The 23,851-nt window shown below is 70.3% G+C and carries 23 protein-coding genes and 3 pseudogenes; 16 read left to right on the forward strand and 10 right to left on the reverse strand.

Annotated elements, in window-relative coordinates:
- The first annotated feature begins 124 nt into the window (after positions 1-124).
- The 3 genes from ABZX75_RS26820 to ABZX75_RS26830 all read left to right on the forward strand — a co-directional run bounded on the left by ABZX75_RS26820 (position 125) and on the right by ABZX75_RS26830 (position 3,346).
- On the forward strand, positions 125-1,237 hold the full coding sequence (locus ABZX75_RS26820) for a threonine synthase (RefSeq protein WP_355414843.1): 1,113 nt from the start codon (positions 125-127) through the stop codon (positions 1,235-1,237).
- A gap of 310 nt (positions 1,238-1,547) precedes the next feature.
- Positions 1,548-2,366, forward strand: coding sequence for an isocitrate lyase/phosphoenolpyruvate mutase family protein (locus tag ABZX75_RS26825; protein WP_355414845.1), 819 nt, complete (start codon positions 1,548-1,550; stop codon positions 2,364-2,366).
- Between the two features lie 44 nt (positions 2,367-2,410).
- Positions 2,411-3,346, forward strand: coding sequence for an EamA family transporter (locus ABZX75_RS26830; RefSeq protein ID WP_355414847.1), 936 nt, complete (start codon positions 2,411-2,413; stop codon positions 3,344-3,346).
- A 107-nt stretch (positions 3,347-3,453) separates the two neighbouring features.
- Here the strand turns inward: ABZX75_RS26830 and ABZX75_RS26835 are convergent, their stop codons facing one another.
- From ABZX75_RS26835 to ABZX75_RS26850, 4 genes are all read right to left on the reverse strand, one after another.
- Complete coding sequence (locus ABZX75_RS26835; protein WP_355414849.1) at positions 3,454-4,245, reverse strand: trypsin-like peptidase domain-containing protein; 792 nt, start codon at positions 4,243-4,245, stop codon at positions 3,454-3,456.
- A complete protein-coding gene (locus tag ABZX75_RS26840) occupies positions 4,245-5,324 on the reverse strand; it encodes an alpha/beta hydrolase-fold protein (protein WP_355414851.1) in 1,080 nt (359 codons plus the stop codon). Before ABZX75_RS26840 ends, ABZX75_RS26835 begins: the two co-directional genes overlap by 1 nt.
- 250 nt (positions 5,325-5,574) lie before the next feature.
- On the reverse strand, positions 5,575-6,615 hold the full coding sequence (locus ABZX75_RS26845) for an alpha/beta hydrolase-fold protein (protein WP_355414891.1): 1,041 nt from the start codon (positions 6,613-6,615) through the stop codon (positions 5,575-5,577).
- Positions 6,616-7,016: 401 nt separating this feature from the next.
- Positions 7,017-7,454 carry a MarR family transcriptional regulator gene (locus ABZX75_RS26850; RefSeq protein WP_355414853.1) on the reverse strand — a complete coding sequence of 146 codons (438 nt, stop codon included), beginning with the start codon at positions 7,452-7,454 and terminating at the stop codon, positions 7,017-7,019.
- A gap of 88 nt (positions 7,455-7,542) precedes the next feature.
- Here ABZX75_RS26850 and ABZX75_RS26855 point away from each other — a divergent pair, with 88 nt between their 5' ends.
- The 5 genes from ABZX75_RS26855 to ABZX75_RS26875 all read left to right on the forward strand — a co-directional run bounded on the left by ABZX75_RS26855 (position 7,543) and on the right by ABZX75_RS26875 (position 11,337).
- On the forward strand, positions 7,543-8,550 hold the full coding sequence (locus tag ABZX75_RS26855; protein WP_355414855.1) for a superoxide dismutase: 1,008 nt from the start codon (positions 7,543-7,545) through the stop codon (positions 8,548-8,550).
- 144 nt (positions 8,551-8,694) lie between these two features.
- Positions 8,695-9,276, forward strand: a complete 582-nt coding sequence (locus tag ABZX75_RS26860; RefSeq protein WP_355414857.1) for a Uma2 family endonuclease — start codon at positions 8,695-8,697, stop codon at positions 9,274-9,276.
- Positions 9,277-9,595: 319 nt separating this feature from the next.
- A complete protein-coding gene (locus tag ABZX75_RS26865; protein WP_355414859.1) occupies positions 9,596-9,982 on the forward strand; it encodes a CPCC family cysteine-rich protein in 387 nt (128 codons plus the stop codon).
- The gene (locus tag ABZX75_RS26870; RefSeq protein WP_355414861.1) at positions 9,979-10,701 is read left to right on the forward strand and encodes a HEAT repeat domain-containing protein; all 723 of its coding nucleotides are present in this window, start codon (positions 9,979-9,981) and stop codon (positions 10,699-10,701) included. The genes ABZX75_RS26865 and ABZX75_RS26870 overlap by 4 nt, the downstream gene beginning before the upstream one ends.
- A gap of 3 nt (positions 10,702-10,704) precedes the next feature.
- A complete protein-coding gene (locus ABZX75_RS26875; RefSeq protein WP_355414863.1) occupies positions 10,705-11,337 on the forward strand; it encodes a DUF6000 family protein in 633 nt (210 codons plus the stop codon).
- Between the two features lie 68 nt (positions 11,338-11,405).
- Here the strand turns inward: ABZX75_RS26875 and ABZX75_RS26880 are convergent.
- A pseudogene (locus ABZX75_RS26880) lies at positions 11,406-11,624 on the reverse strand (NUDIX domain-containing protein); the annotation flags it as partial.
- A 387-nt stretch (positions 11,625-12,011) separates the two neighbouring features.
- Here ABZX75_RS26880 and ABZX75_RS26885 point away from each other — a divergent pair.
- Together ABZX75_RS26885 and ABZX75_RS26890 are read left to right on the forward strand one after the other, a co-directional pair.
- A complete protein-coding gene (locus tag ABZX75_RS26885; RefSeq protein ID WP_214957769.1) occupies positions 12,012-13,427 on the forward strand; it encodes an AAA family ATPase in 1,416 nt (471 codons plus the stop codon).
- Positions 13,424-14,056 (forward strand): DUF4276 family protein, encoded by a 633-nt coding sequence (locus tag ABZX75_RS26890; protein WP_214957767.1) that lies wholly within the window; start codon positions 13,424-13,426, stop codon positions 14,054-14,056. The genes ABZX75_RS26885 and ABZX75_RS26890 overlap by 4 nt, the downstream gene beginning before the upstream one ends.
- A gap of 60 nt (positions 14,057-14,116) precedes the next feature.
- On the opposite strand, the gene ABZX75_RS26895 is transcribed toward ABZX75_RS26890, so the two are convergent.
- Positions 14,117-14,653, reverse strand: a complete 537-nt coding sequence (locus tag ABZX75_RS26895; protein ID WP_355414865.1) for an NUDIX domain-containing protein — start codon at positions 14,651-14,653, stop codon at positions 14,117-14,119.
- 1 nt (position 14,654) lies between these two features.
- Positions 14,655-15,355, reverse strand: a pseudogene (locus ABZX75_RS26900) (hypothetical protein); the annotation flags it as partial.
- Positions 15,356-15,386: 31 nt separating this feature from the next.
- On the opposite strand from ABZX75_RS26900, the pseudogene ABZX75_RS26905 reads away from it, so the two are divergent.
- A pseudogene (locus ABZX75_RS26905) lies at positions 15,387-15,758 on the forward strand (hypothetical protein); the annotation flags it as partial.
- 549 nt (positions 15,759-16,307) lie between these two features.
- Here ABZX75_RS26905 and ychF read toward each other — a convergent pair.
- Positions 16,308-17,396 carry a redox-regulated ATPase YchF gene (gene ychF / locus ABZX75_RS26910; RefSeq protein WP_355414867.1) on the reverse strand — a complete coding sequence of 363 codons (1,089 nt, stop codon included), beginning with the start codon at positions 17,394-17,396 and terminating at the stop codon, positions 16,308-16,310.
- A 253-nt stretch (positions 17,397-17,649) separates the two neighbouring features.
- On the opposite strand from ychF, the gene ABZX75_RS26915 reads away from it, so the two are divergent.
- Positions 17,650-18,039, forward strand: a complete 390-nt coding sequence (locus tag ABZX75_RS26915) for a DUF6542 domain-containing protein (RefSeq protein ID WP_355414869.1) — start codon at positions 17,650-17,652, stop codon at positions 18,037-18,039.
- Positions 18,040-18,121: 82 nt separating this feature from the next.
- Here the strand turns inward: ABZX75_RS26915 and ppgK are convergent, their stop codons facing one another.
- Entirely contained in the window at positions 18,122-18,985 is an 864-nt protein-coding gene (gene ppgK, locus ABZX75_RS26920; RefSeq protein WP_355414871.1) for a polyphosphate--glucose phosphotransferase, read from the reverse strand.
- Between the two features lie 21 nt (positions 18,986-19,006).
- On the reverse strand, positions 19,007-20,011 hold the full coding sequence (locus ABZX75_RS26925; protein WP_355414873.1) for a 4-hydroxy-3-methylbut-2-enyl diphosphate reductase: 1,005 nt from the start codon (positions 20,009-20,011) through the stop codon (positions 19,007-19,009).
- Positions 20,012-20,097: 86 nt separating this feature from the next.
- Here ABZX75_RS26925 and ABZX75_RS26930 point away from each other — a divergent pair, with 86 nt between their 5' ends.
- From ABZX75_RS26930 to ABZX75_RS26945, 4 genes are all read left to right on the forward strand, one after another.
- Positions 20,098-21,495, forward strand: coding sequence for an APC family permease (locus tag ABZX75_RS26930; protein WP_355414875.1), 1,398 nt, complete (start codon positions 20,098-20,100; stop codon positions 21,493-21,495).
- A gap of 9 nt (positions 21,496-21,504) precedes the next feature.
- Positions 21,505-22,791, forward strand: coding sequence for an exodeoxyribonuclease VII large subunit (gene xseA / locus ABZX75_RS26935; protein WP_355414877.1), 1,287 nt, complete (start codon positions 21,505-21,507; stop codon positions 22,789-22,791).
- Positions 22,792-22,842: 51 nt separating this feature from the next.
- Positions 22,843-23,097, forward strand: a complete 255-nt coding sequence (locus tag ABZX75_RS26940) for an exodeoxyribonuclease VII small subunit (protein WP_355414879.1) — start codon at positions 22,843-22,845, stop codon at positions 23,095-23,097.
- A gap of 97 nt (positions 23,098-23,194) precedes the next feature.
- Positions 23,195-23,785 carry a malonic semialdehyde reductase gene (locus ABZX75_RS26945; protein WP_355414881.1) on the forward strand — a complete coding sequence of 197 codons (591 nt, stop codon included), beginning with the start codon at positions 23,195-23,197 and terminating at the stop codon, positions 23,783-23,785.
- Positions 23,786-23,851: the final 66 nt, after the last annotated feature.

The following is a 23,851-nucleotide window of genomic DNA, read 5'->3' on the forward strand; positions in this document are numbered from 1 at the left end:
TTCAAGCCCGACCGGTTGCCGCCTCCGAAAGGTTGACCCACCCCTGCCTCGTCCCACAAGAGGACGGCGCATGCGTAACATTCGTGCCACACAACGGCCATGATTGAACAAAGGCGTTCCGCACATGACGCACGCACTCCCCGGCTACGTCTGCTCCGAGGACGGCACGCGTGCGGACGCCGGGACGGCCACCTGGTGCTGCCCCGCCTGCGGCGGCCCGTGGGACCTCGACTTCACACCGGATCCGGCCAGTCCACTGGAACCGGCCGCCGGCCCCAACTCGTTGTGGCGGTACGGGTCCGCGCTGCCGCTGCCGGGGGCGTTCTCCGTCTCGCTGGCGGAGGGGAACACTCCGATGGTGCCGCTGACAGAGCGCATTCAAGCCACACTCGACTACTTGATGCCGACGTTGTCGTTCAAGGACCGGGGAGCGGTCATGCTCGCGGAGCTGGCCCGGCGGCTGGCCCCGCAGCGGGTCGTCGCGGACAGCAGCGGCAACGCGGGAACGTCGATGGCCGCGTACTGCGGCCGGGCCGGGCTGAGTTGTGAAGTTTTTGTGCCCGAGGGCACCTCGGAGAAGAAGACGGCCCAGATGCGGGCCCACGGGGCGGCCGTACGGGTCGTCTCCGGCGGGAGGGAGGCCGCGGCGGTGGCGGCGCGGGCCGCCGCGGACGAGCCGGGGGTCTTCTACGCCAGCCACGTCTTCAACCCGTACTTCCTGCACGGCACGAAGACGTACGTGTACGAGGTGTGGGAGCAGCTGGGCGGCCGACTGCCGGAAGCCCTGGTCCTGCCGGTGGGCAACGGCACCCTGCTGCTGGGCGCCGCGCTGGCCGCGGAGGAACTGGCCCGGCGCGGGGTCCGGCCGCCCGCGCTGATCGCGGTCCAGGCCGAGGCGGTGGCCCCACTGGCGGAGGCCTTCGCGGCGGGCGCGCGGGACGCCGGGCCGGTGGAGCAACGCCCGACCCTGGCCGAGGGCATCGCGATCCCGGCGCCGCCCCGCGCCCGCCAGATCCTGGCCGCGGTCCGCAACTCCGGCGGCACCTTCCTGACGGTCCCCGACGCGCGGCTGCGCGAAGCCCAGCACGACCTGGCCCGGCGCGGCCTCTTCGTGGAACCGACGGCCGCGGCCTGCTGGGCCGCGGTGGGCCCGTCCTCTCCCGCCGACCCCTTGCAGGGCCGCACGGCGGTCCTCCCCCTCTGCGGCGCGGGAGCGAAAACGGGCCTGGCGCCGTAGCTTCGGCCTCCCCACTCGAACCACCGGGCTCAATCGACCCGGCCGGGGTACGGGGCGCCTTCAGCCCCCGGCGGGTGAGGCGCCCTTGCAGCCCCGTCGGCGGATGCGGCACTGTTTCAGCCCCGGCGGACGCGGCGCCCCTTCAGCCCCGGCGGCGTTTGAGGCGCGGGGCGCGGGGCGGAGCCCCGACCCGGCCGCGCCGGACGCGGGCCCGAGGCGGAGCCCCGGCGGTGGCCACGGCCCGTGGCCGTCGAACCCACAGGTCGGAAATCCGCGAGCCGACGCGCCGCAGGTCTGCTGAACTGACCCCATGACGAGCTCCCTTGACCTCACCGCCCAGGCCCGCGCCTTCGCGAGCCTGCACACCCCCGCCTCCCCCCTCGCCCTCGCCAACGCCTGGGACGTCGCCAGCGCCCGCATCGTCGAGGCCGCCGGCGCCCCCGCCGTCGCCACCACCAGCGCCGGCGTCGCCTGGTCCCTCGGCTCCCCCGACGGGGACGTCCTGGCCCGGGACCGCGCCCTGGACCTCGTCGCCCGCGTGACCGCCGCCGCCTCCGTCCCCGTCACCGCCGACATCGAGGGCGGCTTCGGCGCCGACCCCGCCGGAGTCGGCGAGACGGTCGCCGGCGTCCTGGCCGCCGGCGCGGTCGGCATCAACATCGAGGACGGCACCCGCGCCCCCGCCGACCACGCGGAGCGCCTGGCCGCGGCCCGCGCCGCCGCCGACGCCGCCGGGGTCCCGCTGTTCATCAACGCCCGCATCGACACGTACCTCTTCGGCCTCGGCGACGCCGCCACCCGCCTCGACGAGACCCTGGCCCGCGCCGCCGCCTACCTCCGGGCGGGAGCCACCGGCATCTTCGTGCCCGGCGTCATCGACCCGGCCACCGTCACCGAGCTCGCCAAGGGCATCGACGCCCCGCTCAACATCCTCGTCGGCCCCGGCGCCCCCACCGTCGCCGCCTTCGGCGCCCTCGGCGTCTCCCGCGTCAGTCTCGGCTCCTGGGTCGCCGAGGCCGCGTACGCCGTGGTCCGCCGCGCCACCGAGGAGCTCATGTCCGAAGGGACCTACGGAACCCTCGCGCACTCCCTCCCGTACGGCGAGCTGAACGGTCTGCTCAAGGGCTGAGATATCCGGAAGCTTGTATGCGCCAACGACCATAGGATCCGGCCATGTCAACCTCCACCCGGGTGAACAGCGGCCCCACGGCCACCGCACCCCACAAGGTCACCGGCGCCGTCTGGACCGCCCTCGTCCTCGTCTACGTCGTGTGGGGCTCGACCTACCTCGGTATCCGGGTCGTGGTCGAGACCATGCCGCCGTTCCTCTCCGCCGGAGTCCGCTTCATCGCCGCCGGTCTGCTGCTGGCCGGCATCGTCGCCTGGCGGTACGGCCCGGCCGCGCTCAAGGCCACCCGCGCCCAGCTCGGCTCCGCGGTCCTGGTCGGGCTGCTGCTGGTCCTCGGCGGCAACGGCCTGGTCGTGCTCGCCGAGACCTCGGTCCCGTCGGGCCTGGCCGCCCTGCTGGTGGCCGCGGTGCCGATGTGGGTGGTGGTGCTGCGGGCGAGCACCGGGGACCGGCCGCCGCCGCGCACCCTGGGCGGCGTACTGGTCGGCCTCGTGGGGCTCGCGGTCCTGACCAGCCCGGGGATCAGCGGGGCCGTACGGCTGTCGGGGGTGCTGCTGGTCGTGGCGGCCTCGGTCCTGTGGTCGCTGGGCTCGTTCTCGGCGTCGAAGCTGACGCTGCCGGGCAATCCCTTCACGGGAAGCGCGTACCAGATGCTCGCGGGCGGGGTCGGCGGGATCGTCGTCGGCCTGCTGCGCGGCGAGCACCGGGGCCTCGACCCGGCGGCCTTCTCCACCGCGTCCTGGCTGGCGCTGGCCTACCTGGTGCTCTTCGGGTCGCTCGTCGGCTTCACGGCGTACGCGTGGCTGCTCCAGGCGGCGCCGCTGTCGCTGGTGTCCACGTACGCGTACGTCAATCCGGTCGTGGCCGTCGCGCTCGGCTGGCTGATCCTCGACGAGGCGCTGACCTGGCCGATCCTGCTCGGCGGCGCGATCGTGGTGGCGGCCGTGGGCGTGATCGTCAGCACGGAGCGCAAGAACTAGAACCGAGGGCGCGGCCGACGGCAGACCACCGGCCACCGGCCACCGGCCACCGGCCACCGACAGCCGATCACGGACGGCGGAGAGCAGACGGCAGGCCAGGCCGGCGGTCAGCCCCGAGCCGCCTTCTCGTACAGCGCCTTCGCACGCTCGTCGAACAGCGCGGCCGTGGAGTCCACGTCCGTGTCGCCGCCGCTCAGCACCCCGATCAGCTGTCCCGGACGTCCCGCACCGCCCCGGTCGGCGACCCAGGGGCTGCCGCTCGTCCCCGTCCAGAAGCCCGCGCAGCTGATGTACAGCATGTCGGGGTCGTCATCGTCGTGGCGGGTCTGCGTCGTGCAGGAGACGGGCTTGTTCTGCGGGTTGTGCTCGGACTCCGGGTAGCCGACGACCGTCACGTCCCGCTCGTACCCGGAGGTCCAGTCGGGCTTCGGCGCCTCGCCCCGGCCGCCGACGGCCTGCTGGAGGCTGCGCCCGTCGGCGTCCGGCTCGACGGTGAGGAAGGCGAAGTCGGCCGTGTCCTCACCCCACTTCGTCCAGCGCTCGTCCACGTGGATCGAGCGGACCTTCCACAGCCCGAGGGGCTGGGTGCCGCCGCCATCGCCGGAGAAGGCGGGCGCGAAGGCCAGCTCGCCGATGGCCAGGCCGTCGTGGGCGACCTCGCCCGGCTCTCCGTCCTCGCCGGCCGGGGCCACACAGTGCGCGGCAGTCGCGACGACGTTGCCCTGGGGGCTGTCGACGACGCTCGCCGTGCACCAGTGCTCGCCGTTGGCCATGAGCACGCCGACGGTGGGGAAGGGGTGCACCGTGCTGTCGGCCGATGCCTGGAAGAGCGTGACGGCGCACGCCGCCGCGATCCCGGCGGCCGCGGCCGCCGACGCCCCCTTCGCCACCGTGCTCATCACACGGCGGGCTCGGGTGTCGGTGCCTGCATCACCTTGCTGATCCACTCCAGGGAGCCCTCCCTCATGCCACGCACGTACGACTTGCCGTTGTGCTCACCATCCTGGATCACCTGCAGCCGGGTGTGCACGGGGCCCTTCCCGTACTCCTTCATGAACTTCTCGGCCTTGTCGCGGCCGGTCTCGGCGGTGCCGATCTGGAAGCTGATGTAGACGTCCGGACCGCCCGCCTTGATCAGTTTCTCGGCGAGCTTCTCGGGGTTGTTCGCGTCCATGGCCTGCGTGTTCCCCTTCCACAGAGGGGAATCGGGGACGATGTCGACCCCGCTCGCGATGGCCGCCTTGAAACGGTCGGGGTGCTTCAGGACGTGCTTGAAGGCGCCGAATCCGCCCGAGGAGGAGCCCATGAAGGCCCATCCGTCACGGGAGGTGAAGGTGCGGAAATTGGCCTTCGTGAAATCCGGGACGTCATCGGCCATCCAGGTGCCCATCTTGGCCTGGCCGGGGATGTCCGAGCCGTCGAAGTGGTGCTTGGTGTCGGCGTTGATCACCGGCATGACGAGGATGAAGGGCAGGCTCGTACCGGCCTTCACCCCGTCGATCACGGCCTGCTGGAGGCCGAGGCCGGGGCCCGTCCCCCAGTAGTTCTTGGGGTAGCCCCGGCCGCCGGGCAGGGAGATCAGGACCGGGAAGCCGCTCTTGGCGTACTTCGGGTCGTCGTACTCCTTCGGCACCCACACCCACACGTCACCCGTGAAACCGGACTTCTGGCCGGTGAGCGTGGTCTTGGCGATCTGCGTGCCGTCCGCCATTCGGGTGGTGCGGACGAAATCCGCCGCCGGCCCGGTGGGCATGCGCACGCCCGGGCGGACGTCGGAGACGGTGGTGGCCTTCTCCTGGACCTTCCCGAAGGACACGGGATCCCCTATGTCCGAGAAGAGGCCGTACTTGTACGCCGCGCCGCCCCCGACGGCGAGGGTGAGCGCGAGCCCACTGCTGATCAGGAGCAGGCGTCGGCGCTGGGGGCGACGGCCGCCCTCGGTCGTGGGGCTGCCGTCGCCTTGCTGGTCATGCTGCACGGATTTGTCCCGTTCCTTCTCCGGCGCTCGCCAGGGAGCGCGGGTCGGACCGATCGGTCCCCCTTACACCCTTTACAGAGGTATGAACGAGGGGTTGGGTTGCCTGCGACGACAGCGACGTGGCGAGCACCACGTGACGTGCGGGCGGCGCGACAGCGGCGGCCGCCCGAGGCGGCGAACGTCGGGTCGACGCCCGGGGCGGCAGCGGTCGGCCGGCGCCGGGCGGCGAGCTCCGATCAGCGGGCTCCGGTCAGCCGGCTTCGGGCTTCGGAGCCTTGAGCACCTTGCTGATCCACTCCAGGGAGCCTTCCTTCATGCCCCGGACGTAGTGCCAGCCGTTGTGCTCGCCGTTCTGGATGTCGCGGATGGTCGTCTTGACGGGTCCCTTGCCGTACTGCTCCTGGAACTTCGTCATCCGCTCCTTCCCGCTCTCCTTCGTACCGATCTGGAAGTTGATGTAGACCTCGGGGCCCTTCGCGTCGATCAGCTTCTTGGCGAGCTTCTCGGGGTTGTTCGCGTCCATCTCCGCCTGGTGGCCCTTCCAGAGCGGGGAGTCGGGAACGATCTCGCCGCCGCTGGCGATCACGGCCTTGAACTTGTCCGGGTGCTGCAGGACCGTCTTCATGCCGACGAAGGCGCCGGAGGAGGAGCCCATGAAGGCCCAGCCGTCACGGGACTTGTACGTACGGAAGTTGGCCTTGGTGAAGGCCGGGACGTCCTCGGCGATCCACGTGCCCATCTTGGCCTGGCCGGGGATGTCCGAGCCGTCGTAGTAGTACTTGTTGTCCGGGTTGAGCACCGGCATGATCACGATGAAGGGCAGGCTGGTACCCGCCTGGACGCCCTCGCTGATGGCCTTCTGGAGGCCGAGACTGCGGTCGGACCAGTAGTTGGCAGGGAAGCCGTTGCCGCCGGGGAGCGCGATCAGCACCGGGAAGCCGCTCTTGGCGTACTTCGGGTCGTCGTACTCCTTGGGCGCCCACACCCACACGTCGCCCTGGAAACCCGATTTCGCGCCCGCGAGGCGCGTCTTGGCGATGATCGTGCCGTCGTCGAGCTTGGTGGTCTGCTTGAAGTCCGCCTTCGGGCCGGTCGGCATGAGCACGTCCGGGTCACCGGAGGGCTTGGCCGCCGGCGCGTCGCTCGGCGCCTTCTTGTCGGCGGTGACGCCCGGGGTGTTCTTGCCGAAGCTCACTGCCTCGCCGTTGCCGGAGAGCCAGTCGAGCTTCCAGGCGGCGAAGCCACCGCCGCCGAGCAGGAGCGCGAGGGCGACGACCGCGCCGATCCACATGTTCCGGCGGGAGCGCCTGGGGGCCGGGGGCTCCTCGTCGTACGGCGCGTAGTGCGCGTGCGGCTGGTCCTGGGGGTGCCCTTGGTCCTGGTACCGCTGGTTCTGCGGGTACGTAGGGTCCTGCTGCTCGTAGCGCCCCTGGTACGACGGTTGGTCATCAGGCCGCGGGCGCTGCGGGTACTCGTGCACGAACTTCGCTCCGAACGGTCATGACTGCCCAAGGGCAGAACAGTTTGGCATCCCCTAGTCCTGATGTGCGAATCCTCCGCGCAGTTCCAAATCCGAGCAAAAACATGGCGGGAACCTCAGGAAAACGCACGGGGCCGGGGGGAGGTCCCGCGGAGAACCGAGTCGGAGAACCGAGCGGGGCGAGGCCAACGCACCGACAGCCCCCGCATGCCTCACCGCTGGGCGTCGAGCACTTCCGCGCACCGCCCGAGCAGCCGGATCAGGAGGTCCCGCTCCTCGCCCGTGAACGCGGCGGCCAGCGCCCGCTCCACGCGCACCGCACCGGAATCCGCCAGCTCCATCACCGCGCGCCCTTCCTGCGTGAGCCGGGTCTCCCGCACATTGCGGTGCCACTCGTGCGGCGTGCGCTCGATGAGGCCGCGCTCCTGAAGGTTCTTCAGCACGGTGTTCATGGTCGGCGGCGTCACCCCGCACAGGCGCGCGAGCGCGGCGGCGGAGATCCCGGGCTTCTCGGCGAGCCAGAGGAGCGCGGCGTACTGGGGAACCGTTACTGCGGCCGGCTTGAGCGCGTGGTTCTTCGCCGCGAGGAGCGCCTGCTCGGCGCGCTTGACGTGAGAGCCGATGCGCTCCTCGGGGGCCATGGAGGTCATGACCGCATCCTACGGCCCTTGCATGCATTAGAGCTCTAACATACATTCGCCTTCACCTATCCAGTAGAGGACTCCTACGGTGCGATCGATGAAGAAGACAATGACGAAGACGACGAAGACGACGAAGAGGAAGACGAACCTGCTGGTGGCCACCGGCCTCGTGACGGCGGCCCTCACCCTGGGCGCGGTCCCGGCCCAGTCGGCGGACGCCCGCATATCCACGGCGTTCACCCTCCCCGGCGAGAAGGTCTATCCGGAGGGCATCGCCACGGACGCCCGTACGCACACGGTCTACGTCGGCTCGTACGCTGACGGCACCGTCTACCGGGCCCGTCCCGGCCGACGCACGGCCGAGGTGTTCCTGCCCTCCGGGACCGACGGCCGCCGCACGGCGAACGGCCTGCGCGTCGACGCCCGGGGCCGCCTGTGGGTGACGGACTCCACCGCCGGCGTCTCCGTATACGACACCGCGACCGGCGGTCGCCTGGCCCACTTCGAGGTGGCGGGCACCGACCCCCGCTTCGTCAACGACCTCACCCTCACCCCGGACGGCACCGCGTACCTGACGGACAGCGTCCGCGGTGTGATCTACCGCGTGACACCGGCCCAACTGGCCGCCGGCAGCGGCCCGCTGACCGAGGCCTACGACATCACCCCGGCCCTGCGTCCCCGGCCCGCCGGCACCTTCTCCCTGAACGGCATCGTGTCGGACCCGGCCGGCCGCTACCTCCTCACGGTCGACATGACGGCGGGCGACCTCTACCGCGTGGACCTCGCCACCGGAGCCGTCCGCCGCGTCGCCCTCACGGGCGGCGACCTCAAGGCCGCCGACGGCCTCGACCTCTCCCCCGACGGCACCCTGCGCGTGGCGCACAACGTCACCAATACCCTGACCCGCTGGCGCCTCACGCCGGACGCCGCCCACGCCCAGCTGACCCGCACGGTCACGGACCCGTCCCTCCAGATCCCCACGACCCTCGCGCACACGCGGGGACGCACCCTGGTGGTCCGCTCCCAGTTCGACAAGGGCGGCCCCATGACCCCGAGCACCGGCACCCCGACCACGTTCTCGATCGCCTCCGTCCGCGGCCTCTGACGTCACCCTCGTCACGGGAACGAAAGAGGAGGGGGGGCGGACCGGCAAACCCACCCCCTCCTCCCAGCCCGCCGGTCACCCACGACCGACGGCACACCGGCTCGCCCCCCTCCGCCCCACGGCCTCAATCGCTAGGGTTGGCTTATGACCGCACTGCCCGACTGGATGCGCCCGCCGCGCGCGGAAGGCTGGTTCGCGGAGGACCTCGACCGCCTCCCCGAGGCACCCCGCCACACCGAGCTGATCGATGGAGCCCTCGTCTTCATGATGTCGCCCCAGAGGTGGTGGCACGGCCACCTCGTCACCATGCTCACGGTCGCACTCATGGAGCAGGTTCCCGCCGACACCAGAGTCGGCCGCGAGATGACCATCAAGCTCGACCCGCGCAACCGTCCCGAACCGGACCTGCTGGTGACGACGGCCGATTTCGACGGCGACCGTACCTGGTTCGCACCGGAGGACGTCCAGCTCGTCATCGAGGTCGTCTCCCCGGAGTCCGCCCATCGCGATCGCACAGTAAAACTCCGCAAGTACGCGGAGGCCGGCATCCCGCACTACTGGTGCATCGAGGACGAGGACGGCGCCCCCGTCGTCCACGTCTACGAGCTCGACGAGCCCACCGGCGCCTACGCGCCCGCCGGTATCTTCCGGGGCACCCTCCAGCGACCGGTGCCCTTCGAGATCAGCCTGGACCTCGACAAGCTCACACCGCCCCGAACCAGCTGAAAGTCAGCACCCTGTCAGCACGGCAAGGCCGATGGGGTCGGACTCTCCAGAGAGTCCGACCCCATCTGAGCTGCACATTTGACGAAACTAGCTCACGTGGAGGATCGGGACAGCTACACGTTGAAGCGGAATGTCTGCGGCCCGCTCTTGGCCTGCGGCTGAGCCCCTACAAGGCCCTGACCAGGCATTTCTCCGTTGGCCTGCGTTGGGCCCCGACGGCCGCTTACGGGTGTGCTGCGGACTCTCTGCGGACTGGCCGGGTGTGCCGAGGCGCGGAAATCCATGGCACGCCGACCGGACCGTCGACGAGACTGCGCAGGTGAGCCATCTGTACCCCTGTCCCCGCTGCGGGCACCGCGTGCTGGACGCCATGCCCGGCTCCTACGAGATCTGCCCCATCTGCTTCTGGGAGGACGACGGGGTCCAGTTCCGCTGGCCGACCATGGACGGCGGAGCGAACAAGGTCTCCCTGATCGAAGCGCAGCGCAACTACCAGGACTTCGGCGCCTGCGACCAGCACGGCCGGCAGTACGTCCGCCCTCCGGCCGAGGACGAGCCACTCGACCCGACCTGGCGCCCCATCGACCTTGCGCGCGACTCCTTCGAGGACTGGGAAGCCAAGGGCCGCGTCCCGTGGCCCGACGACCGCTCGGTGCTCTGCTGGTGGCTCCCCACCTTCTGGCGCCGCGACCACCCGGCGTCATGAACTCCCACATCAAGCGACTCGTCCAGCAGCTCGACGGCGAAGCCGGCGCGTCCTACGACGCCCGCGCCGAACTGATCTGGATCGGCTCCAAAGCCATCCCGGCCATCATCGACGGACTGCCCTCCCTCGGTGGCTTCGGTCAGCTGACCGCCATCGAGGTCTTCGAGGAGGTGGGCGATCCCCGCTGCGGCCCCGCCCTCATCGGACTGCTGGGTGGCGACAACCCGACCGTCCGCGAATGGGCTGCGATCGGCCTGGCCAGCCTGGAGATCGACGACGCGGTCGAGCCCCTGCGCCGCGCCTACCGCGCCTGCCTGGAACGGGCCACCCCGCCGGACTGGACCGAGCCCGACGGCATCCGCTGGGCCCTGACGGAACTCGGCGCCCGCAGCCCCGTCGTCCCCTCCTTGACCGCCCGCCTGCGCGGAGCGGACAGCCCCGGCTGGCCGTCTGCCCACTTCACGGCGATCATCAACGACCTGGCCGACCACGCCCAGCTGATCCTCTACTCCCAGTTCTGGCGGGTGGACGTCGGCCGCACGTACTGCGTCTCCGGCCCCGGCCTCGACTGGCAGATCGACTGGCGTGCGCCCTGGGAGCACCTGGTCGAAGAGGCCCGCGCCTGGACCCTGCTGGAGGCCACAGAAGCGCCGGTCGGCGAGGACATCTTCGTCGCCCCCACCTGGATCGACCGTACCGACCTATACCCGGAGAGGTGACCGATGCCATTCCAGCACCCCGAGGAGATCGGCTACGGCTACGTGATCGAGCGTTACGTGACGAGGAAGGACTCGGAGCACGCGCGCTACCTACAGCTCAAAAGCGGTCGCGTCCTGCGGCCCGGGTGGCAACACGCCGAACGCTTCACCCGTCACCTCATCGACGACGCAGCCACGATCACCGACGCCGAGCTGGAAGCCCTCCTCGGCTACGAGTGGCGCTCACGCCTCACCGCCGCCTGGCTGATCGGCGTAGGCCGACGCGCCACGTTCCGCGAACGCATCGGTGACCTGCTCCTTGCCAGCGAGTTCTGCTTCTCCGGCGGCGCCTACTGCTTCGCCCTGGCCCGCTTCGGCACCCACGCGGACGCCGAGATCCTCAGCGCATACCTTGACCACTACCTACCCCGCACCGACCTCCGCTACGACCAGCCGGCCGCCCTCGGTGCCCTCCTCCACCTCGACGCTCGGCTCGGCACCCACCACGCCGACCGCTTCACGGAGCCCGACGGCCTCTGGGACCAGTGGGTCAATGCCCTGGCCCACCTCCGCGGCCACCCGAGCTACGTGCCCAACGAGCAGCGCCGCTGGACGGACCTCCAGTGCGGATTCGCCAACGGCTGGGCCCGCACGTAGTCGGGGCGTAGCCCGCTCGCTGGGGCCGCCCGCCTCTCAGCCCTGTAGGCGGCGAAGAGGAGCGTGAGGATGTGGGCGACCTTGAGGGACTCGGGCTTCACCGTGAGGCCCGTCTCCTCGTAGAGCTCGCGGACCGCGGTCCCGTTGATGGGCTCGCCCGGTTCAGTCTTGCCGACCGGCAGGTCCCACAGGCCGTGGGCGAACTGGGCGTCCTCGCTGCGCTGGAGGACGACCACGCGGTTGGTGGCCTCGTCGGGGACGAAGACGGCCGCGACCAGCAGGGTCATCGAGTCGTGCGCCGGCTTGAGGACTTGAGATCGGTCGTCGGTCTCCCATCCACAACGCTTCCATCAAGCTGCCGCGAGGGCCGTCCGTGCTCGACCTTCCACTGCAGCAAGCCATTTGGAGGCAGCACCCCCAAGCGCATCGGAAACCTCGGCCGGGCGAGGCTCCGGCCCCTTCGGGTGTCGACTGCGACGATGGCCGCAAACTACTGTGCGTCGCCACGCTCATCCACGACCAGAACTGCGAGCCGCAGACCGGTCGCGCCGAGGAAGACGGGGCGGCGCAGCCCGTGGCCAAGCACTCAGGAGGGACCCCCAACGCACACGCGGGATGAAGACTTCCTCGCCAGTAGGCTTAGTGGATCCGCCCGGCGAGCCTCCGGAGACAGCATGCTGACCCGCATCGAAGTCCACGGGTTCAAGAACCTTCTGGACCTGTCCATCGACTTCGGCCCCTTCACCTGCATCGCAGGGGAGAACGGCACCGGCAAGTCGAATGTTTTCGACGCCATCCAGTTCCTCTCCCTACTCGCCGACCAGTCGATGATGGAGGCGGCCCAGGAGGTCCGGGGCGTACACGGTGAGCGTCATGGCGACCCTCGTGATCTCTTCTGGAAGGGCTTCGAGCCCGGCAATCATCGGATGCGATTCGCCGCCGAGATGGTCGTCCCGCTCCACACGGAGGACGACTTCGGCCGAGCCGCGACGGCCACGACAACGTTTCTGCGGTACGAGCTGGAGGTCGGCTACCAGGAGCCGTCCGGCCTGGACCGTTTCGGCCGCCTCACCCTCCTCCACGAGACACTGAGCCACATCACCAAAGGGAAGGCCCCCAAACACCTCCTCTTCCCCCACAGCGCAAAGAACTTCCGCAACACCGTCATTCAGGGCCACCGCAGCGGCGCCCCCTTCATCTCAACGACGACCGAATCCGGCGAGTCGGTCGTCAAAATCCACCAGGACGGTGGCAGCCGGGGGCAGCCCAAGCCGGCTGCGGCGTCCCGTGCACCCGCAACAGTCGTCTCCACCATCACCAGCAGCGACGACCAGACGATCCTCGCAGCTCGCCGTGAGATGCAGTCCTGGCGACGGCTCGCTCTTGAGCCGTCGGCTCTACGCAGGTCCGACAGGTACGTCGACCCACAGGTAATGGGCGCCGACGGCTCCCACCTACCCGCCACGCTCTTCCGTGTGGCCCATGACACTCCCGGCGCGGATCCCAGCCAGGTCTACGCCAGGGTGGCGGGGCGTCTCTCAGATCTGACCGGTATCCACATCCGAGATCTGGATGTCGATCAGGACGAGGTTCGGCAGCTCCTCACGGTCAACGTGCGCGAGGTGGCTGGCATGACGCTGCCAGCCCGCAGTCTCTCTGAAGGCACCCTGCGCTTCCTGGCCCTGTGCGTCCTACTCGAAGACACATCCGTGCGCGGTCTGATCTGCATGGAGGAGCCCGAGAACGGCATCCATCCCGCCAACCTCAACGCCATGGTCGCCCTTGTCCAAGACCTTGCCGTCGACCCGTCGGAGGAACCTGGCACGGACAATCCGTTCCGGCAGGTGCTGATCAACACACACTCACCCGGGGTAGTACAACTCGTCAATCCTGACGACCTCTTGTTTGCCGACACCGCGATCCACAAGGCGGAAAACGGCTCCCTGAACCGGGTACTGCGTCTGCGTCCGCTCGCCGAGACGTGGCGCGCCACGAAGGCGGGCAACGACTTCGTGACGAAGGCCGACGTCCTGCCGTACCTCACCACGCCCGTCGGAGCGCAGCTCACGCTGGACTGGGGGGCCGCGTGACCACTCGTGTTCTCTTCATCGGCGAGGGCAGCAGCGACAACGGCCTCGTACCGCACGTCGAATCCATTGCCGCGCGCAAGGGGCTCGACGCCTCGATCACCGTCCCCGACTTCGGTCTGCTTCGGCTACCGACTGGCCATTCCGTCCGGGACAAGCTGCGGGCAGCCCGTGAGCTCCGCGGGACCTACGACTTGGTGGTGGTGCAACGGGATGCCGACCGGGGTCCCGCCCAGGACCGCAGGGACGAGATCGCGGAGGCAGTGTGTGCCGAGTGGCCCAGTCTCCAGCACGTCGCCGTGGTGCCCGTCCGCATGCTGGAAGCGTGGCTGCTTCTCGATGAGGCATGTCTGCGCCAGGTCGCCGAAAACCCGCGCGGCCGCGTCAGCCTTGATCTCCCCAAGGGCACTGCGGCGGAAAGGGTCGCCGACCCTAAACAGCTCCTCAAGGACTCACTAGCGCGGGCAAGCGAGTACAGAGGGCGCCGCCTCGTCCAGTTCCAGAAGCGTTTCTCGCAGCACCGGCTGCGCATGCTCGAACTCCTGGATCCGGAGGGGCCGGTGGCAGGCCTTCCGTCGTGGCAGGATTTCGTCAAGGACCTCGACGAGGCGTTCGAGACTCTCAGCGGATGACCCCACTCAGCTAGGTCAGAGGTTCACGCACCTGCCCCTGGGCTGGAGCAAGCCTGCGGCTCACCTTGTAGACCAGCCGTCAAGGGAGACCTCCGAGCCATTGTTCAGGTAGCAGTGAAGAGCGCTGGCCGTGGTATCGACGAAGGCGTCGGGGATGGCTTCGGCGTCGACCCAGCGGACCTGGGAGTGCTTGCGGGGTTCGCGGTTTTCGGGTTCGCCGGTCCATTCGTGGGCGGCGAAGACGACGGTCAGGAAGCCGTTAGGGGCTTCGACGCCCCAGGCGCCGTGGATGATGTGGGCGACCTTGAGGGACTCGGGTTTCACGGTGAGGCCCGTTTCCTCGTAGAGCTCGCGGACCGCGGTTTCGGTGATGGGCTCGCCCGGTTCGCTCTTGCCGACGGGGAGGTCCCACTGGCCCTGGGCGAACTTGGCGTTCTCGCTGCGCTGGAGGAGCACGACGCGGTTGGTGGCCTTGTCGTGGACGATGACGGCCGCGACCAGCAGGGTCATCGAGTCGAGCGCCGGCTTGAGGGCTTGGGAGCGGTCGTCGGTGTGCTGAGCCACGCGGTTCCCTTCGTGGGGCGGGTTGTTGGGCATGTTAGGCGAGGGCCTCGCGGGCACGGCGCGCGAGATCGGCGGCTCCGGGCACGCGGCGGCGCTGGTAGACCGCGAGCGTGGAGCGGATCGAGGAGATTGCCTTGCGGGTGCGGTCGGAGGCCATTCCCTTCCCTCCATGAGGACCAGGGCCTGGGTCCAAGCGGCGACCCCTTCATCGGCGCGGGCCTGGGCGGCGAGACTGTCGCCGAGGTCGGCGTGGGTGAGGGCGTGGACGCGCTTGTACTTCTCCGGGTCCCAGCGGGTGAGGGCGTCGCGGTGCTGCTGTTCCGTGCCGACATGGTCGGCGAGGTCGGTGAGGGTGCGGGCGGTGTGGCTGGCCACTGTACCGGCGGCGGGGCCGCTGACGCGGGAGAAGCTGGGCTGGGGCCCGTCCTCGCGTAGCAGGGCGTCTTCGGCGGCGAGGAGGGCACGTGCGGCCGAGGGGTTCTCGCCGACGGCTGCGTAGGCGCGGGCGTGGGTGATGTGGAGGAGGGCTTCGGTCTGGCCGTCGACGTGGCCGAGGCCGCGGGTGAGGGCGCCTTCGACGAGGTCGACGCAGTGGTGGGGTTGCTTGAGGCTGAGGGACTGGTGGGCGAGGGCGCGCATCATCCAGGCGGCGTGGCCGTGGGGATGTGCTTCGCAGGCCAGCTGGTAGCCGACCTGGTAGTAGCGCTGGGCGGCGCCCTCGTGGCACAGGTCGTGGGGCCCCTTGCTCACCGGCTTCCTGGCCGACGGCCTCGTCGCCCCCGTGTGGTACACGAGCTGGCGCAAGGACGCCACCACCATCGTCGGGCCGCTCCTCGGACTGCCGAAGTTCCCGTACCTCGATCTCCCCCGCCCCCAGATCACCACCAGCCACCCCAACGGCTACCTGTGGAAGTGCGACCACGTCGAACCGTGGCTGGGGGAATCGGCGGTCGCCTGGGTCGACGACGACTTCACCGAGCTCGACCACGCCTCGGCCGCCGAACGGACCGCCCGTGGCCACCCCACGCTGCTCGTCCAGCCGGATCCGTACGTCGGCCTTCAGCTGGCCCACCTCGTGACGGTCCAGGAATGGGCCTCCTTTCAAGGGGTGGCCACGGGATCCCCGGAAGCGGTGTAGCAAGGTGGGCTGGTCAGGCTCCAGCCCCGCGCACAGTGAGACTCAGCCCGGGCGTTCTGGTGGACGATCGAGCGCGCTACCGCGGCGGCGTCCAGTCGGGCAGCCGTCTTCCTCACCTTTTCCAAGGCTGCGCGGGCTTCGGTCGCCACCGCTCCGGAGTTCAGGGCCCCTGGCCACCTGGTTCAGTTGTTTCCTATCGGCCCCAGGCCCCACCAAGCATGTACGGCCTCGCCAGGTAGGCACCGCTGCAGCAGCCGCCTCTCGAGCATGATGCGAGCGCCTTCATGCGAACGAACTTCACGCTCAACGAGCATCGCGGCTGATGAGAAGCCGTCTGTAGAGCTGCGGCCGCTTAGCACACAAGCCCGACCGAAAACCCAGCACGAACCCAGCACGGTAGAGGTGAGCAGGGACGATGATGGGTGAAGAGGGATCAGATTTCCCAGCACTATCCCAGCACGGGGAAAAAGCTAGGGGCCCGACTCCGAAGAGTCGGACCCCATCTGACCTGCATGTTTGCCAGGCCGCCAACGTGGTTATTTCATCCGCTCAGACGTTGAAGCGGAATTCGACCACGTCGCCGTCCTGCATGACGTAGTCCTTGCCCTCCATGCGGGCCTTGCCCTTGGCGCGGGCCTCGACGACCGAGCCGCACTCGACCAGGTCGGCGAAGGAGATGATCTCCGCCTTGATGAAGCCGCGCTGGAAGTCGGTGTGGATCACGCCCGCCGCCTCGGGGGCGGTGGCGCCCTTCTTGATCGTCCAGGCGCGGGTTTCCTTCGGGCCTGCCGTCAGGTACGTCTGCAGGCCCAGCGTGGCGAAGCCGACGCGGCCGAGGGTGGCCATGCCCGGCTCGTTCTGGCCGACCGACTGGAGGAGTTCGAGGGCCTCGTCGTCCTCCAGCTCGACCAGCTCCGCCTCCAGCTTGGCGTTCAGGAAGATCGCCTCGGCCGGGGCGACCAGCGCGCGCTGCTCGTTCTTGAAGTCCTCGTCGACCAGCTCGTCCTCGTCCACGTTGAAGACGTAGAGGAAGGGCTTCGTGGTGAGGAGGTGCAGCTCGTGGAGGAGGTCGCCCTGCTCCGTGCCCTTCGTGATGCCCTTGGAGAAGAGGGTGTCGCCGGCTTCCAGGATCTTCTGGGCCGACTCGACCGCCGCCAGGACCGCGACCTTCTCCTTCTGGAGGCGGGACTCCTTCGTCAGGCGCGGCACCGCCTTCTCGATGGACTGGAGGTCGGCGAGGATCAGCTCGGTGTTGATCGTCTCGATGTCGTCCTTCGGCGAGACCTTGCCGTCGACGTGTACGACGTTGTCGTCCTTGAAGGCGCGGATGACCTGGCAGATGGCGTCCGACTCGCGGATGTTGGCGAGGAACTTGTTGCCCAGGCCCTCACCCTCCGAGGCGCCGCGCACGATGCCCGCGATGTCGACGAAGTCGACCGTGGCCGGAAGGATCTTCTGCGAGCCGAAGATGCCCGCGAGGACGGAGAGGCGGGCGTCCGGGACGCCGACGACGCCGACGTTCGGCTCGATGGTGGCGAACGGGTAGTTGGCCGCCAGCACGTCGTTCTTGGTCAGGGCGTTGAACAGGGTCGACTTGCCGACATTCGGCAGGCCGACGATTCCGATCGTGAGCGACACGTTGGCGACTTCCCGTAGCTGGAGGGGCGGCGGTCCACAGGCGTGGACCATCGGACAGTTTACTTTCCGATGAGTGGCGATGGATGTACGCGTGTCCACGGCCCGGAACGGCAGGCTCCCCGCCTACTTTGGAAGGGTGGAGCAATACAGGACGCGACCGGCCCCTCACCCGCAGCGACCCCCGGCGCAGCGCCGACGGGCGACCGCGGCCGTGCCCGTCCAGGGCCGGCCGCGGCCCGCGCTCGGGCGCCGGATGCCCAGGCCCAGGCTGACCGGGCTCGGCGGCGGGCTGTTCTCGTGCGCCGCGATGGTGCTGGTCGCCGGGATCACCTGGCTGCTGTTCGGCTCCTCGCTCTTCGCCTACGGCCTGCTCTTCCTGCCCGTCGCGGCCGCCACCGCGCTCTGGGTGCGGCCGGCCGACCTCGTCACCGCGCCGATCACCGTCCCCATCGCCTTCGCCGTGGGCGTGTGGCCCATCTCGGGGGGCTCCGGAGGCTTCGGCGGGGAGCTGATGGGGCTGGTGTCCGCCCTGTCCCTGCACGCCGGCTGGCTGTACGCGGGGACGCTGATCGCCGGGCTGATCGTCGTCGTACGCAAGGCCGTGCTCATCGGGAAGCGGCGGCTGCCCAGGAGGACCGCCTAAGGCACCCTCCGGGGGACCGCCCAGGGGGGCCGCCCAGAGCCCCGCCCCGGGGCCGCCCCGGGGGAAGGCCCTGGCGGACCGCCTAGGCGCCCGGGCCCGCGGCCCGGTTCGCCGCGACCGTCTCCACCGCCGCCGCCTCCATCCCCGACGACGCAGCCGACGCAGCCACCTCGGAGGTGGTCCCCGCTTCCGCCGCTTGCGCCGCTTCCGCCGCCTTCGCCGCCATCGCCGCCCCGACGATGCCCGCGTTGTTCTGGAGCTTCGCCGGGACGATCTCCGCCCGGATCCCCTCGATCAGGGGAAGGAACTTCTCCGGCTTGCGGCTGACGCCGCCGCCGATGACGAACAGGTCCGGGGAGAACAGCATCTCCACATGGGCGAGGTACTTCTGGACGCGGTGCGCCCAGCGCTCCCACGTGAGGTCCCCGTCCTCCTTGGCCCTCACCGACGCCCGCGTCTCCGCGTCGTGGCCCTTCAGCTCCAGGTGGCCCAGCTCCGTGTTCGGGACCAGCCGCCCGTCCGTGAACAGGGCGCTCCCGATGCCCGTGCCCAGGGTGAGCACGATGACCGTGCCGCCCCGCCCGCGCCCGGCGCCGTACGTCATCTCCGCGATCCCCGCCGCATCGGCGTCGTTCAGTACCGTGACCGGCAAGCCGCCCAGGCTGCGGGTGAGGAGCGCTGCCGTGTCGACGCCGATCCACGCCTTGTCCATGTTGGCCGCCGACCGCGTGATGCCGCCCGTGACGACGCCCGGGAACGTGACCCCCACCGGGCCGTCCCAGCCGAAGTGGCGGACCACCTCGACGACGCAGCCGGCCACCCCGTCGGGGGTGGCCGGCTGCGGTGTCAGTACCTTGTGGCGCTCTCGCGCCAAGTCGCCGCGGTCCAGGTCCACGGGAGCGCCCTTGATCCCAGTACCGCCGATGTCCACACCGAAGATCTCCATGGACATACCGTACGAAACGAGTTACTTGTCGGCGACCAGTTCGGCGGCTTCCGCGCGCAGGTCCCGGCGCAGCTCCTTCGGCAGCGAGAAGACGATCGACTCCTCGGCGGTCTTGACGATCTCGACGTCCGCGTAGCCGCGCACCGCCAGCCACTCCAGGACCTCCTCGACGAGGACCTCCGGCACCGAGGCGCCCGAGGTCAGCCCGACCGTGGTGACGCCCTCCAGCCAGGCCTCGTCGATCTCGCTCGCGAAGTCGACGAGGTACGCGGCGCGCGCGCCGGCGTCCAGGGCGACCTCGACCAGCCGGATGGAGTTCGAGGAGTTCTTGGAGCCGACGACGATGACGAGGTCGGAGTCCGAACCCATCGCCTTGACCGCGGCCTGCCGGTTCGAGGTGGCATAGCAGATGTCGTCGCTCGGGGGCGAGACCAGCAGCGGGAACTTGGTCTTCAGCGCGTCGACCGTCTCCATCGTCTCGTCGACCGAGAGCGTGGTCTGCGACAGCCAGACGACCTTGGACTCGTCGCGCACCTCGACGTTGGCCACGTCCTCGGGGCCGTCCACGATCGTGATGTGGTCCGGAGCCTCGCCGGAGGTGCCGATGACCTCCTCGTGGCCCTCATGGCCGATGAGGAGGATGTCGAAGTCCTCGTTCGCGTAGCGGATCGCTTCCTTGTGCACCTTGGTGACCAGCGGGCAGGTCGCGTCGATCGTGGCGAGCTTGCCGCGCGCCGCCTCCTCGTGCACCACCGGCGCCACGCCGTGGGCGGAGAACATCACGATGGAGCCCTCGGGCACCTCCTCCGTCCGCTCGACGAAGATGGCGCCCTTCTTCTCCAGGGTCTGGACGACGTACTTGTTGTGCACGATCTCGTGGCGGACGTAGACCGGCGCACCGTACTGCTCGAGAGCCTTCTCGACAGCGATCACGGCTCGGTCCACGCCCGCGCAGTAGCCGCGGGGGGCGGCGAGCAGGACGCGGCGGGAAGCGGGAGCAGGGGCGGGAGCAGTCATGCGGTCCATCGTACGGTGGTCTCCAGGAGGCCGGATGTCCCCCGTTCGGCAGAGACTTGGTCGAAAGCCTGTCCCGCCTATCCCCCGGAGGACGGATGGCGTCCGCTACGGATTCCCCGGAGGCGCCGCCCGCGGCGCTGCGGCGGAGCCTCGGCTTCCGGGATCTGGTCGTCTACGGGCTGCTCTTCATCGCCCCCATGGCCCCGGTGGGCGTCTTCGGCACTCTCGACGCCACCTCCCACGGCGCGGTCGCCCTGGTCTACCTCGTCGCGACCGTGGCGATGGCCTTCACCGCCTTCTCGTACGCGCAGATGGTGCGGGTGGCCCCGCAGGCCGGCTCGGTCTTCACCTACGCCCGCAAGGGCCTCGGTGAGGGGCCGGGCCTGATCGCCGGGTGGATGGCGATGCTCGACTACCTGCTGATCCCGGCCGTGGCGTACCTCTTCTCCGGTATCGCGATGAACGCGCTGGTGCCGGAGGTGTCCCGGTGGGTGTGGACGGCCCTGGCCGTCGTGGTCACGACCCTGCTCAACCTGTGGGGCGTACGGGTGGCCGCGCGCGTGGGCTTCGCCGTGCTGGCCATGGAGATCGCGGTGCTGCTGGTGTTCCTGGCCGCCGCGGTGACGGTGCTGCTCCGGGACGGGGCGCAGCGCGGCTGGCTCTCACCGCTGACCGGCGACGGTTCGCTGGGCTTCTCGGTGGCCGCCGTGCTGGGCGCGGTGTCGGTCGCGGTCCTCTCGTACCTGGGCTTCGACGCGATCGCCTCCTTCGCGGAGGAGGTCACGGGAGGATCGGCGCGGGTCGCGCGGGCGGTGCTGTTCTGCCTGGGACTGGCCGGGGTGCTGTTCATCGCCCAGACCTACCTGGTCGCGCTGCTCACACCGGTGTCCGCGGCGGAGCTGGCGGCCGATCCGGCGAAGCAGGGCCCGGCCTTCTACACCGCGGTCCAATCCTCGGTCGGCTCCTGGCTGCACGACCTGGTCGCGGTCAGCAAGGCCATCGGGGCTGCCTTCGCGGCGCTGGCCGGGCAGGCGGCGGCCGGGCGGCTGCTGTTCGCGATGGCCCGTGAGGGGCGGCTGCCGCGGGCGCTGGCGCGGACCTCGGAGGGGACGCCTCGGCCCGCGCTGCTGGTGGCGGCCACCATCACGCTGGTCGCCGCGGTGTGGGCGGCCCGGCGCGACGACGGGCTCGACCACCTGGTCTCCGTGGTGGACGTGGGGGCGCTGACGGCCTTCACACTGCTGCACGCGTCGGTGATCGGCTGGTTCGTGGTCAAGCGCGCGGAGGGCGTCCCGAACTGGTGGAAGCACCTGGTGATCCCGGTACTGGGCGCGATCGTGACCGTCACGGTGATCGTCGAGGCCTCCTGGACGGCGCAGCTGGTGGGGGCGGTGTGGCTGGTGGTCGGTCTGGGGGTGCTGACGGCGCAGCGCGGGCGACGCGCGGGCACCGCGGGCGCCGGGCCCGGCGACGGTGTCGGTCCTGGCGGCTAGCCTGCGTGCATGGGTCTGAATACGTCGGCCGAGGCGCCGCTGCCGGTAGGCCAGGTGTCCCGGCTCATCGGGGGCTGGATCGAGCGGCTCGGTCAGGTGTGGGTGGAGGGGCAGATCACGCAGCTCTCGCGGCGGCCGGGGGCGGGGGTGGTCTTCCTGACGCTGCGCGACCCGTCGCACGACATCTCGGTCAGCGTGACCTGCTTCCGCCAGGTCTACGACGAGGTCGCGGACGTGGTGTCGGAGGGCGCGCGGGTCGTCGTACTGGCCAAACCGGAGTGGTACGCCCCGCGCGGGCAGCTGTCCCTGCGGGCCACGGAGATACGGCCCGTGGGCATCGGCGAGCTCCTCGCCCGGCTGGAGCGGCTCAAGCGCTCCCTCGCCTCCGAGGGGCTGTTCGCGCTGGACCGCAAGAAGCCGCTGCCCTTCCTGCCGCAGCTGATCGGGCTGGTGGTCGGGCGGGCCTCGGCGGCGGAGCGGGACGTGCTGGAGAACGCGCGGCGCCGCTGGCCGGCGGTCCGCTTCGAGGTGCGCAATGTCGCGGTCCAGGGGGTGCACGCGGTGCCCCAGGTGGTCCAGGCGGTCAAGGAGCTCGACGCCCTGGACGGGGTCGACGTGATCATCGTGGCCCGCGGTGGGGGCAGCGTGGAGGACCTGCTGCCCTTCTCCGACGAACGGGTCGTACGGGCGGTCGCGGCGGCCCGGACCCCGGTGGTCTCGGCGATCGGCCACGAGCCGGACTCACCGCTGCTGGACCTGGTCGCGGACCTGCGGGCCTCGACGCCCACGGACGCGGCGAAGAAGGTGGTCCCGGACGTGGGCGAGGAGCTGGAGCGCGTACGCCAGCTGCAGGGCCGGGGGCTGCGCGCGGTACGGGGGCTCCTCGACCGGGAGGAGCGGGGGCTCACGCACGCCCTGGCCCGGCCGGTCTTCGTGCACCCGCAGCGCATGGTGGAGACCCGGCAGGACGAGCTGGACGCGCTGCTGGCTGGTAGCCGGCGGACGCTGGGGCACCTGCTGGACCGGGCGGAGTCGGAGCTCACGCACACGCGGGCCCGGGTGGTGGCGCTGTCCCCGGCGGCGACGCTGGAGCGGGGGTACGCGGTGCTGCAGCGGGCGGACGGGCATGTCGTCCGCTCGCCGCAGGAGGTCTCGGTGGACGAGGTGCTGCGCGCCCGGGTGGCGGAGGGCACCTTTTCGGTCCAGGTGGCCCGGGTACCGGCCGGGCAGTCGGCCGGGGCGGCCGCGGACGGGCCCGTACCGGCGGCGGCGGCCGAGGCGGGTTCCGCGGAGTGAGACGCGCACGCGACATAGTGGCTGTACTGCACACACACGGTGGGAGCGGGAATGTCTGAGACGGATACGGCGCTGGGGTACGAGCAGGCCCGGGACGAGCTCATCGAGGTCGTCCGCAAGCTGGAGGCCGGCGGTACCTCGCTGGAGGACTCGCTCGCGCTCTGGGAGCGTGGCGAGGAGCTCGCGAAGGTGTGCCGGCACTGGCTGGAGGGGGCCCGCGCGCGGCTGGACTCGGCGCTGGCGGACCGGGAGCGCGAGGGTGAGGGCGGCGACGGGGAGCGCGGCGCGCAGGCCGGTTCGGAGTGACACCGCTCACCACCACAGAGAGTTAGTTGAAAATTCACATACTTTCGCCGTAGAGTCGGGGACATCGCTTCACCTCCGTATGGAAGAAGGCTTTCCGATGTCTCTCGTTCTCGACTCCGCTGCTCAGGACCTGCTGTTCCGCGAGGCCCGCACCGCCAACTCGTTCTCCGACGAGCCGGTCACCGAGGAGCAGATCCAGGCGATTTACGACCTGGTGAAGTACGGTCCCACCGCCTTCAACGGGACGCCGCTGCGCATCACGCTGGTCCGCTCCCCCGAGGCACGCGAGCGCCTCGTGAAGCACATGGCCGAGGGCAACCAGGCCAAGACCGCCACCGCGCCGCTGGTCGCGATCCTCGCCGCGGACAACGAGTTCCACGAGGAGCTCCCGCAGCTGCTGCCGCACTTCCCGCAGGCCAAGGACATGTTCTTCGCCGAGCGGCCCGTCCGCGAGCAGTCCTCGCTGTTCAACGCCGCGCTGCAGGCCGCGTACTTCATCGTCGGCGTCCGCGCCGCCGGCCTGGCCGCGGGCCCGATGACCGGCGCCGACTTCGCCGGCATCCAGAAGGAGTTCTTCGACGCCGACCACACCCCGATGATGGTCGTGAACATCGGCAAGCCGGGCGAGGACGCCTCCTTCCCGCGCTCCCCGCGGCTGGCCTTCGACGAGGTCATCACCACCGTCTGAGTGCGGGCGACGGCGAAAGCCTCACCATGCGTAACGGGCCGTGCGCCCCGGGATCCCGGGGCGCAC

The sequence above is a fragment of the Streptomyces sp. NPDC003038 genome (assembly GCF_040611115.1).
GTDB lineage: Bacteria > Actinomycetota > Actinomycetes > Streptomycetales > Streptomycetaceae > Streptomyces.